We start from the raw sequence: 13,141 nt of genomic DNA, 5'->3' as shown, positions 1-13,141 counted from the left end.
AATAAATCTGTTTCAAAATGGGGGGGATTTATCTCAGATATCGATAAATTTGATGCCTCTTTTTTCGGTATCTCCCCCCGGGAGGCAGAATTGATGGACCCACAGCAGCGAATGATGCTCGAAACGGTATGGGAGACGATTGAAAATGCAGGATATAAAGCTTCTGATCTTGCCGGTTCAAACACAGGGGTATTTATCGGCGCTACCAGCTCTGACTATGCTGAAATTCTGATGCGTGAACATGATATTGATTCGCACACCTTATCCGGGATTGCTGCCAATGTCATATCAAACCGAATATCATATTTTTATGATTTAAAAGGTCCGAGTGAGCTTTTGAATACCGCTTGCTCTAGTTCATTAGTTAGTGTGAATCGTGCAGTGGAAGCTATTCGTAGCGGTGCTTGTGATACAGCTTTTGCTGGTGGAGTTAATTTGATTCTGAGTCCGTTTGCTCATGTTGCACTGAGTAAAATCAATATGCTTAGTAAAGACGGGCGATGTAAAGCTTTTGATTCATCGGCAAACGGCTATGTTCGTGGGGAAGGATGCGCCGTCATTTATTTGAAGCATCTTTCCAAGGCAGTGGAGGATGGTGATCATATTTATGCAGTCATCAAAGGTTCGGCGGTCAATCACGGAGGGAAGACCAATTCTCTAACGGCTCCTAGCAGCACTGCCCAATGTGATTTGATAAGACGTGCTTTTCATGATGCGGGCTTTGACCCTACTTCTTTAGGATATTTAGAAGCACATGGAACCGGAACTGCGCTCGGCGATCCTATTGAACTAGATGGTATGTTACAAGCACTTAGTGCCCTTTATGAAGAGTGGGGTCATCCTCCAGCCAGGCTTCCTCACTGTGGCGTTGGTTCAGTTAAGACGAATATCGGCCATTTGGAGGCAATGGCTGGATTAGCTGGCTTAATTAAGGTAGTGTTGTCGTTATACTACAAGCAAATTCCGGGGAATTTGCATAGAAAGGAGCTTAACCCTTATATCTCCCTGGATGGGAGTCCGCTATATTTGATCGGAGAAACCCAGGCCTGGACGCGGCTAAAGAATAAATCAGGTAATCAATTGCCGCTACGGGGCGGGGTTAGTTCTTTTGGTTTTGGTGGAACAAATGCACATGTTCTCCTGGAAGAGTACTCTGGTGAACCTCAGGAGGAATGTACATCAGACCTGGGAGATCATCAAGTTCTGATTGTTCTTTCCGCGAAACAAAAAAAGGAACTGGAAGATCGGGCGAAGCAATTACTTAGCTATTTATATGAGTTAGAAGCCCACGGTTCTCCTGTCAAATTGGAGTCTATAGCTTATACGTTACAAATCGGTCGTGAACCAATGCGGGAACGGCTTGCCATGCTCGTCTCAGATGTGACAGAACTAAAGGTAGTGCTGGACCGCTATATAAAACAAAGTGAACTTCCTTCTAATGTATATACAACCGTGGGCACAACGGGGATGGAATCCATATTTGATGACGGGGAATTGGACGAGATTGTCACAGAACTGGTTGAACGACGTCAAGGTCTTAAGCTAGCTAAACTGTGGGTAAACGGTTATAAACTGAACTGGAATTTACTTTATTCCAATGGTGTACCCAATAGAGTGCCCCTACCAACCTATCCTTTCCGTAAGGAATCACACTGGATAACGGTACGAAATAGTAAACCGCAATACGGAACGAATCGTGGCAATCTTGCACTAAATTCCATGCTGGACGAGGTCCTTCTGTCTAAGAGCATTAAAAAAGGGCTAGTGTTCCGTAAATTATGGAGCGTTTCAGATGCAATTGTAGGCGCTCACATCGTGAACGGAGAGTGTGTATTTCCTGGAACGGGCTATTTGGAAATGGTCATACAGGTAGCAGAACGAATAGGAAAAGCAACGGCATGGCATTTGAAAAACATCTATTGGCTACAGCCCCTGATTATACATGAGAGTACAGTAGCTGAAGTACTGATTTCTATGCAGGAAGAAGACGATGGCTACTGTTTTCAGATCGAAAGCATAACGCCCGAAGGCATTATATTGCATTCCAAAGGGTCTATTGTTCTGGAAACAGCTGATCATCAGATGCCGACGGATTATGTCTCAATCGACGATATTAGAAGGCGCTGTCCGTATGAATTAACGAAAAAACGGTTTTACGAACAGATTGCTGAGGGTAGTGGTATTGCTTATGGTCCATATTTTCAGGCGATGGAAATGATTTACTACAGTGAAAAAGAGGCCCTTGGTCAGATTCATCTGAAAAGTGAATTTGAGAATGAACTGAGTGAATACAATATTCACCCTGTGTTGATGGACAGTGTATTGCAAGCCATGGGCTGTTTGTTCAACCAAAATACAGAAAAGGGCGTATCCAAGCTCCCCTTTTCTGCCGAACATATTCATGTCATGGAGCCACTACGTGCTTGTGATTATTATGTATATGCGATCAATCGAGGTAAAGATATTCATGATCTGGCATTGCTCGATCAACAGGGAAAAATATGCGTTAGCTTTCATAACCTTTCATCCCGTGAAGTCAAGGAAAAACGAGATGCCCATCTTTTTGTTCCTCAATGGGTAGCTGTTGAGGATGTGCACAACAAAGAATATGCATCAGATAAATATGGGAAGGTATTAGTTGTATCGAGTAATAAAGAAACCAACCTGCACAAGTTAGCGTTCATAAAGGCTTTACAGTATCATGGCTTAACGGTTATTGAAGCTCAACTGGGGGAAAAAACCTCCATGTCATCTCCGGAGGATGTCGTTCTCGGGTATAATGATGTTCCTTCTTACAAAGCTTGGTTAGAGGATCAGGAAGTTAGATACATTTTTTTCCTAACAGACATGTCAAATCCGCTGAAGCAAGCTGATTTTCTTCACTGGGATGAGGAACAGAATACCGGTCTTATGGCTCTGTTTTATCTTAGCAAAGCATTAAGCTCTGCACAGGAAATTCGGATGATTACAGTAACAAACGGACTATTTGAGGTAGTGCCCGGTGAGGAAATTTCTCCGCTACATGCAGGAATCAGTGGATTTCTGAAGGGTGCTTCGTTGGAGTATCCATCAGTGTCCATGCTCCTCGTGGACCTTCCTGCTACAAACAGTAAGGAGTCAGCACCTCTGCAGGTTTATGCTGATGTTGTTGTAAAAGAAATGCTTCAAGGAACAACAGGTGAAGTGGCTGTCCGTGGTGGAAAGCGTTATATTCGTAGACTCATCAAGTTGGATCTTCCGTTTGCCGAGGGATCAGCAATTAGACACCAAGGAGTGTACTGGATTGCAGGAGCAGGAGGCATTGGGTTTGAACTGGCTTTATATTTGGCAAGTACATCTCAGGCACGTTTAATCCTTATGGGGCGAAGCCCACAAGATGAGGAAATGCAAAAGAAGCTCGAACTCATTCGTCAGGCGGGTGGAGAGGCTCAATATATACAGACGGATATTACCGATCCGAACAGTATCAGACAAACACTTGAACAGACCAAGCTAATGTACGGCTCTGTGCATGGTGTATTTCATACAGCTATGGTTCTTCAGGATATGAGAATTGGATTTATGAATGAGGACACATTCAAGAAAGTACTCAGCCCGAAGCTTAAAGGGAGTGTTACCCTCTATGACGTGTTCCGGGAAGAATCTCTTGATTTTATGATGTTTTTTTCTTCAACTAATGCGATTTTGGGGAACACTGGGCAGTGTCATTATAGTGCGGCTTGTTCATTTCAAGATGCTTTTGCAGCATGGATGGGGAAAAAAGTTCCATTTCCTGTGAAAGTAATGAACTGGAGCTTTTGGGGAAGTACAGGGGCCGTTGCTACAGAACGATATCACAGACTGTTGACTGAGGCAGGGATGCTTCCTATTCAGACTGCTGAAGGAATGCAACTCATCGAGCAATCACTTATACATCCAGTAACACAACTAATCATATTCAAAGCCTCATCGGAGTTGACTCGAAAGCTTGGATTTGCTACTGAAGTTCGGAAAAAAGTATATTTGCCCAAGGTCCCTTCTATAGTCCAGGATGTCCGACTCCACTCGGAGCTGTCCGAAGACAGACAGCAGCAAATTGATCAGCTGAAGAGAGGGTTTAAGGAGCTAGAAACTTTTTCTTTATATTTACTTTTAGAATATTTCTGGAAGAGCGGTTGTTTTCAAACTTCTGGTGAATGTTGGTCTAATTTAAAACTGAAAAAAGATTTTGGTATTATCCCCAAGTATGAACGGCTTTTTGACGCAATGCTGGATATCCTTGAACGTGGAGGCTTCATAAGCCGTATCGGGGAAGAGTTAGTAACTACTGATTTGGTAACCGATGAAAAGGTTCACTTGGATATATCAGTCCTGTTGCAAAAGAAAGAAGCTTTTAATGTTTCTTACCCCTCCCTGGCTCCTTACTGTCAATTGCTTTGGCAATGTGTAACTAATTATACGGAAGTTCTGAAGGGGCAGAAGGATTACATCACAGTTATGTTTCCTGATGGTTCAAAAGAACTTGTCCAAGGCATTTATCAGGGAAATGTTATATTGGATTACTACAATGGATTGGTAGCTGAAGCAGTGAGTAGTTATGTGCAAAAGCGTTTGAGAACTAGTGGTACTGATATAATACGAATTTTGGAAATCGGAGCTGGAACGGGGGCCACTAGTGCTCTAGTTTTAGATGGATTAAACGATTATTCCGAAAAGATTGAATATGTATATACAGATGTTTCTGCCAGTTTCACAGCCCATGGTTCAGCAGTGTATGGTGGTAAATATAAAAATATCCGGTTTCAAGTACTTGATATCGAGCAGTCTCCCTGTAGTCAAGAGTTTTTGCCAGACAGTTTTGATTTGATTTTGGCAACCAACGTTCTTCATGCTACACGCTCACTAGAGCAAACTTGTCAACATATAAAAGAAGTGCTCAAAACAAACGGGCTGCTGGTCATCAATGAGATAACGTATTTCCAAAACTTTTCCACTTTAACGTTTGGCTTAACAGATGGATGGTGGAATTTTGAAGATCAATACAGAGTTAAAAATTCTCCGTTGTTAAGTGCTGATGCTTGGAAAGAAGTATTGCTTCTTAACGGATTTCGACATGTAGATATTTATGGTCTGAGGAATGAACATGGGGTCAATGATCAATCCGTTATTCTAGCAGAAGGGGATGGTACGGTAATTTTGGATGGCTCTATGAAAAGTATGGCTGAAGTATCTACAATATCTGTCGGAACGAAGGAAGCGCCCCAGTTCTTCTCGCCTGAATACAGAAAAAATCTGGTTGCACCAAAGATGTATCGCACACCAGACCTGAAGCGGGAGCTGAAGGAAGAAGATTTGTTTGAGGCAATTTGTGAATATTTGATACACAAGCTATCAGAAAAATTAAAAATTGATCTGAAAAAGATTGATAGAGACACAGTTTTTAACGAAATTGGCGTGGATTCTTTAATTATTATTGAATTAAATAAAGAACTTGAACGGGATTTCCCCAAGCTTCCAGCTACGCTGTTTTTTGAATACTCAACTGTAGAAGCGTTGGGAACTTACTTTACTCAAGAATACCGGGAAAGGTTGATTGATCTTTTCCAAGTGAAAGACGAGGTTGAGCCCTCGTCCCGACCAGCTTTACAGCTATCTATTCGTACACCTGAAAAAGAAGACTCCTTGCAAGCACAAGACACACGGATCGGACAGATAGATAGAGATATTTTACTTTTAGATGATGAGGAGACTTCAAGAGAAAAAGATATAGCAATCATCGGTTTAGCTGGTCGTTATCCTTTAGCCGATAATTTGGATGAGTATTGGGATAATTTAGTTAATTCACGTAATTGTGTTACCGAGATTCCGGCTGAACGCTGGGATTGGCGGCGTTATTATGATCCTCATAACCGTGAACAGGGCAAAGGTAGCAGCAAGTGGGGGGGCTTTATTCGGAATGTCGACATGTTTGATGCAGAATTGTTCCAGATTTCCGAAGATCATGCCCGAGAGATGGACCCGCAGGAGCGACTGTTCCTTGAGACTACATGGTCACTCCTAGAAGACGCGGGTTACCCAGGACAAACCCTGGCTGAAAGGGGAGAGAAGGTGGGCGTGTTTGTCGGTGTTATGTACGGTGCTTACGGACAAATTTCTACCCGTGCATGGGAAAATGGCGTAGCGACGAACGCCCAATCCGCCTATTGGCTAGTCGCCAACCGTACCTCCCACTTCTTTAACTTTACAGGACCCAGTATGGCCATAGATACAGCATGTTCTTCGTCGCTATCTGCGATTCATAATGCATGCGGAAGTATTTGGCGCGGAGATTGTAGCATGGCAATAGCCGGCGGAATCAATCTAATTTTACATCCAAGACAGCTTGTAAGATTGGCTAACTTGAACAATTTGTCCAAATCAAATCAGAATAGGTCGTTTGGTGAGGACGGAGAGGGCTTTGTAGAAGGAGAAGGAGTAGGAGCCGTCCTATTAAAACCACTAGATAAAGCTATTCAGGATCAGGATTATATTTATGGAGTCATTAAAGGGACAGCTGTTAATAACAGTGGTCAATCAAGCACCTTTACAACACCTAGTCTCAATGCTCAGTTAGACGTAATAGAACAATCGCTGCAGCGTGCGAGGGTAAACCCGGAAACGATTAATTATGTAGATGCGCATGCGACAGGCACGACTCTGGGTGATCCTATAGAAATTCGCGCCTTAAGCCTTGCCTTTTCAAAATATACAGACAAGAAGAACTTTTGTTCTATAGGCTCGATCAAGTCCAATCTCGGTCATTTGGAGGCAGCATCAGGTATTTCTGCTTTAACGAAGGTGCTACTGCAAATGAGATACGGCAAGATGGTACCTACACTTCATGTTGACAGATTAAATCCGTTTATAGCTTTTGAAGATTCACCGTTTCATGTACAACGCAAACTTTCGGACTGGAAGCGTTTAACTGTGACGGAGGATGGATATTTAAAAACACTACCTAGAAGAGCGGGTATCAGCTCATTTGGAGCCGGGGGATCTAACGCTCATCTGATTGTGGAAGAGTACATCAAAGATACGTTGGTCACGTCATCCTCCAAACCAGTGCTAGTAGTATTGTCTGCCCTTACTGAGAACAGCCTAAGAGGTTATGTCAAAAAGCTCCTTGCTTTTATTGCACAACGGCAGAACTCAGAGATGAAAGAAACCTTAATCTTGGAGTCGATTGCATATACACTACAAACAGGGCGCAAAGAGATGAAAGAACGGCTTGCCTTAGTGACGAGCAGCATAGAAGAGCTTACTGACAAACTTATGATTTTTTTGAATAGGGGAACAGTTCATGCTTTATTTAGAGGAAGTGTTTCCTCATCACGTTACCCGAAGATTATGACGGACAACGATGGGTTGGAAACCATTGCCCGTCATTGGGTGAACGGAGCTACGGTTCATTGGGAAACGTTGTACCGCAGTACACAGGTACCTAAGCGTACTCCTTTGCCGACTTATTGTTTTGATCGTAAATCATACTGGATTCAAGAAGAGCAGACAGCACTTGACATTGTCCAACCTACGCATACGGCAACCTACAACTATGACGACCCTTATTTAAGGGATCATGTTTCTGAGGGAAAGCGAACGTTATTGGGTGTAACGTATTGCAGCTTGGCCTATGAAGCGTTTCAATGCTCCGTACACCAGACTGCGGTAATGCAAGTCGACAGCTTCCTTTTTCAAGAACCGGTTGGTCTGCAAAAGGAAGAGCGGGTAGAAATAATAACCAACGTGGAAGAGGAAGATGGAAAGGCTTATATGACTCATCGATTTCGGTATAGTACCTCGGAGCAGGTAAAAACAGCTGCAAAGGGAGTGCTGCTGAAGACTGGAGACATTAAAAACTATAGCCTATCGCGTCCTTCCTTTATCAATCAACATCCAATCAATGGTCGAGAATTGTACAATTCTAAACCAGGGGTATACGGCCCGTCTCTTCATACCATACAAGAAGTGTTGGTTTCTAAAAAGGATAGAAGTGTATGGGGATATCTTAAGCTCACGGGTGAGATGAAGCATGGACGGCAATATGCAGTTCATCCTGCATTATTAGACGCTGCAGTTCTTTGTCGCTTGGCGCTACAGCACCCTCAGAAGCAGGATCGGTTTATTCCGTTGTTGGTAAAGCGTCTGTGTATATTTGGGGATTTACCTGCTGAGTGCTATTGTCGCGTACAAGAAGTAAAAACCAATAGTGAGATTTGGGAAGGAGATATCGAACTAACAGATTCAGCTGGAAAAGTGCTTGTTTTAATGAAAGGTTTTGTGTGCAAAAAACTCAATTCAAGAAATGATGGGGATGGGAAACCGGCACTTGAAAGGTGTGAAGCTAAGACTATGCAGGAATCGGAATCAGTTGCCAAGGATCTCTTGAACGAAGTTAAATCATTCCTAACAGACAAAATTGGACACACAATGCATATATCTCCGTTGGAATTTGATCCGACATGTAATTTCATGGACATGGGTATTCAATCAAGTGATTTAATCAGGCTCGTCCAGAATCTCCAGCAGAGTTTGGGTGTTCAATTATATCCAACTCTGTTTTTTGAGTATCCTAACGTTGAACAGTTGGCTCTTCATATAGCTCAAGAGTACGGGGACCAGTTTACTAAGAGAGTTCCTTCAAGACAAAAGTCCCATCTCGTGCCACCTGAGGCGCTTGCTGAGGACGCACAACATCTACAAGAAGAGTTGGCTATCCCGGAAAATGAACCGATAGCTATTATTGGGTTTAGCGGGTATATGCCTCAATCTGATGACCTTAATGATTTCTGGAATAAACTTGTTCAGTCAGAATGTATGGTGACGGAAATTCCTCCAGACCGCTGGAACTGGCGGAATTACTATAATGAATCCCCTGACGATAAGGATAAGACTCGCGTCATTTGGGGCGCTTTTATGAAGGAAGTGGACAAGTTCGATCCTGAATTTTTCGGAATATCCCCGAGAGAAGCCAAACTTATGGATCCGCAGCACCGTCTTTCTTTAGAACTGGTGTGGAAAGCTATCGAAGATGCAGGGTATAACCCGAGAAAGTTGGCCGGAAGTAACACGGGAGTATTCATTGGCGTAGCAGGACATGACTACGCGGACGTTATAGCCAAAGGAAATGTGGACAGTCAAGCACAGGCTCTAACGGGTGGGGCGCATAACATGCTCACGGGTCGAATTTCATTTTTACTCGACCTTCATGGTCCAAGTGAACCGATTGATACGGCTTGCTCCAGCTCTTTGGTTGCTATTCATCGAGCTGTTGAGTGTCTTCATCAAGGGGAGTGTGATTTGGCTCTGGCGGGTGGAGTAAACGTCATTGCAAGCCCGTCATTATATATTTCATTTGACAGTGTAGGTATTTTGAGCCCTGATGGCAAGTGCAGAACATTCGATAAGGATGCAAATGGTACTGTTCGAGGGGAAGGCGCAGGAATGTTGTTACTGAAGCCGCTGAGCAGAGCGATTCGCGATCGGGATCATATTTACGGTCTGATTCGCGGAACTGCTGTCAATCATGGAGGCAAGGCTAGCTCGCTCACTGCCCCCAATCCTAATGCTCAGGCAGAGGTGATTGTATCAGCATACGAAAAAGCAGGGATGGATCCAGGAACAGTGAGCTATATTGAAGCACATGGAACAGGAACATCTTTGGGAGATCCCGTTGAAATTAATGGATTGAAACGGGCTTTCAAAAAGCTGTACAGTCAATGGAACCGAGAGTATTCGGGCAAACATATTGCAATTGGCGCCTTAAAGCCGAATATTGGTCATTTGGAAACAGCTTCAGGCGTAGCGGGTATACTGAAAATTATTACAGCTATGCAGCATAAAACGTTACCGGGAATTGCTAATTTAGACCAAGTTAATCCATATATCCAACTTGAGGACACCCCTTTTTATTTGCTGGAGCAAACTAAGGAATGGGAGCGGATTAAAGATGTGGAAGGACGCGAACTCCCATTTCGGGCAGGAATCAGTTCCTTTGGTTTTAGCGGGGTAAATGCCCATATTGTGATTGAAGAGTATACTAGTAAATTCCATTCAATGGAAGAGGAGGAACCGCAACTCATCGTTTTATCAGCGCATCATGAACAGGAGCTTTGTCGATATGCGGATTCTTTGTACAGCTTTATAGAAAGCTCACAAACTAATGCTTCAAGCTCTGACTCTACTCCGACATCGCTATCTTCCGATCTTGAGAAGGAAGTGACTGAAATGGTTGCAAGGATCGCTTGTCTCTCAGAAGAAGATTTAGAGATGGAGACTTGCTTGTCAGAATGTGGATTTGATGACCCTATTTTATTAAACCAACTGAAGAGTGAATGTATTAAACGTTTTGAGATGAACCCTGATAGGCTGCATTTGTATGTCGACTCTAGCCTGAAGCAATTAATTGCGAGCCTTGCTCTCGTTGTCAATCTTCAATCTGTTCCCAAAGGAGAGGGGAAACAGTTTGTCTGTCCTACCTTGCGCCAAATTGCGTACACCCTTCAGACTGGCAGGGAGGCATTAAAGCAAAGGCTTGTGATAGTTGCAAAGGATCGTGCAGATTTATGTGTAAAGCTCCGACGATACCTTAATGGAATTCCGGCAGAGTATATGTATTCAAGCTCTACTACTTCACCTGCATATGTCATTGATAGCTCGCGATCCACTATTGATATGAATGCACCGTTAGATTTAAAGCTTGCTAAGCTTGATGAAATTGCACGCTTATGGGTTAACGGAGAAAAAGTTATGGATTGGGAACATTTATATACCAAGCCTTTACCAAATAGGGTTTCGTTACCCACATATCCTTTTTCCCGTGGTCGCTATTGGGTTGAACCTGCTGAAGAACAGCAGGGTTGGTTTGTGCCGGTCGCTAAAGCTAGCCTGACGGAACTCATTGACAGTAATGAATCGACATTGCAAGGCCCTTGTTATAAAAAAACATTCAGTGCGGATGATTTTTATATGAGGGAACATGTGATAAAGGATCATATGCTGGTTCCGGGGGTGATCTATCTGGAGATGGCCCGTATGGCTGGGGAGCTTGCAGATCCTTATCGAAATGTTATTGGTCTATCACAGGTGACATGGATACAGCCAGTCTATCTCGATACACCGTCTATAGACATCTGGACTTCGATTCATCTAAGTCAGAGCGGACACCATTTTCAGATGCGTAAGGCAGACGGATCACTCTGCTCTCAAGGTGAAATCCAGTATGGAAAATTACCGAATGGTCCTACGGAACGACTGAATCTACAAGAGATCATTCATCGCTACGAAGGAATTATGGAAGGAAGCGAATTGTACAAGTTGTATAACAGTGCAGGATTCACATACGGTCCAACCTTCCGGCCCGTACACAAGCTATGGTTCAATTCCGTAGAGGCCTGTTCAAGTATTTACTTGCCTGAAGGACTGGAGGAAAGCTTTCACTCCTTTCTGCTGCACCCTGTTTTGCTGGAAGGGGCCTTGCAGACTGCAGGATTTTTGGCTAATCGACATATACAAAGTGACAGTCCTGCTGTACCTTTTGGGCTGGGCAGTATTGAAATTTATGGAGAGCTGCCGAGTCACTGTATGGCCTATGCGACTTTTTCAAACCGTGCAACTGAAAACAATCTTTGTTTAGACGTATGCTTACTTGACGATGCAGGTCGTGTTCTGGTCAAGATCAGAGACTACAAAGTGCGACCGATAAAAAAAAAAAAAAGTGAATCAAACGTTAATGTATCGCCCAGCTTGGGAGATTACAAGCGAAAGTGGTCCTAATTACGGGGAAACCGGAACGATCGTCCTGTTTGCTCAAAATGAAGGGTTGAGTAGTGAGTTGTCTCGTCTGATTGGCCAGAAGGTCATCCTCGTCCAACAAGGAGATCATTTCCGACGTATAAATGAGTTCGTATACGAGCTTAATCCGGTCAATGAAAAAGATTATTGGCAACTGTTTCAGGACTTAAAAAAATCAGTTTCAGGCTATACCCATATCGCACATCTATGGTCTCTCGATCACAAAAGTAAAAAAGGAAGCAAAATGACACAGATGGATCGAGGACTATTTTCAATCTTTAAAATCAGTCGCGTTATCTCCGAATTAGGGGTAGACCGTCAGGTCCACATTGTATATATGTATTTCAACTCGGAGCCGACTGATGCGGCTGTTGGAGGCTTTCAAAAAAGCCTGCATCTTGAACATCCGCAATTACGTGGGCGAACGGTGGGAGTGGACTCAAGCCATTTGAAACTACTTCCATCCATTTTGCAGAAGGAATTTGATAAAGGTTGGGGAGGACAGGAAGTACGTTATAGTGGAAAGACCCGCCAAGTAAAAAAGCTGGTTGCCTGTGACTTGTCAGTTTGGCAAAGTGTTACGTTCAAACACAATGGGATCTATCTAATTACAGGCGGCATGGGAGGGATCGGCTTCCAGATTGCTTTGTACTTGGCTAAGGTATATCACGCGAAATTAATCTTGAGTGGACGCTCTCCGTTACATGAGGGGATTCACAGGAACCTGGATAAGCTTAAAAAAATAGGAGCGAAAGCGATTTATATTCAAAGTGATATTTCTGTCAGAACAGATGTCGAACACTTGATCCGTCAGGCTCGTATTCATTTTGGACAGATACATGGCATTCTGCACTGTGCGGGGGAAATTCGAGACTCACTAATTTTACGAAAAAAACTCAGTGATATTCGGGAGGTGATCGCTCCTAAGGTGTCAGGAACAATTTACTTGGATGAAGAAACGAAGGACGAGCCACTGGACTGGTTCGTCTTATTTTCGTCCATATCGGGAGAGTTCGGTAATAGGGGCCAGTGTGATTATGCTTACGCAAACAGTTTTATGGACAATTTCTCCTATAAACGTGAGAACATGCGAAAGGAAGGAAGGAGGCATGGGAAAACGCTCTCTATTAATTGGCCTATGTGGAAAAACGGGGGGATTCAAGTAGATGAACCTACCCGGCATTTGATGAAGGAAACATTAGGTCTGGATTCCATAAGTTCCGAACAGGGTGTAAAGATTTTGGAAAACGGTTTGGCCATGAACGAGAATCATCTCACGATACTCCATGGGGATGCCGAAAAAATTAATGCTGTTTTTTTTAATGATAATTAA

Annotated in this window: 2 protein-coding genes (1 of these 2 only partly in view); both read left to right on the top strand. The window is 43.3% G+C overall.

Annotated features, from left to right (window positions below; all coding sequences use genetic code 11):
- A protein-coding gene (locus tag G9G57_RS15695) for a non-ribosomal peptide synthetase (RefSeq protein WP_164965185.1) crosses the window boundary here: on the top strand, nt 1-11,790 show its 3' portion. 3,576 nt of this gene lie to the left of the window's left edge; only the last 11,790 of its 15,366 coding nucleotides appear in the window; the start codon falls outside the window, past its left edge; it ends in the stop codon at nt 11,788-11,790.
- Entirely contained in the window at nt 11,732-13,141 is a 1,410-nt protein-coding gene (locus G9G57_RS15690; RefSeq protein WP_164965184.1) for an SDR family NAD(P)-dependent oxidoreductase, read from the top strand. Before G9G57_RS15695 ends, G9G57_RS15690 begins: the two co-directional genes overlap by 59 nt.

The organism is Paenibacillus sp. EKM211P (assembly GCF_011066175.1).
GTDB lineage: Bacteria > Bacillota > Bacilli > Paenibacillales > Paenibacillaceae > Paenibacillus > Paenibacillus polymyxa.
The sequence above is the reverse complement of the archived record's forward strand: the minus strand, read 5'-3'. Positions and strand labels throughout refer to the sequence as shown.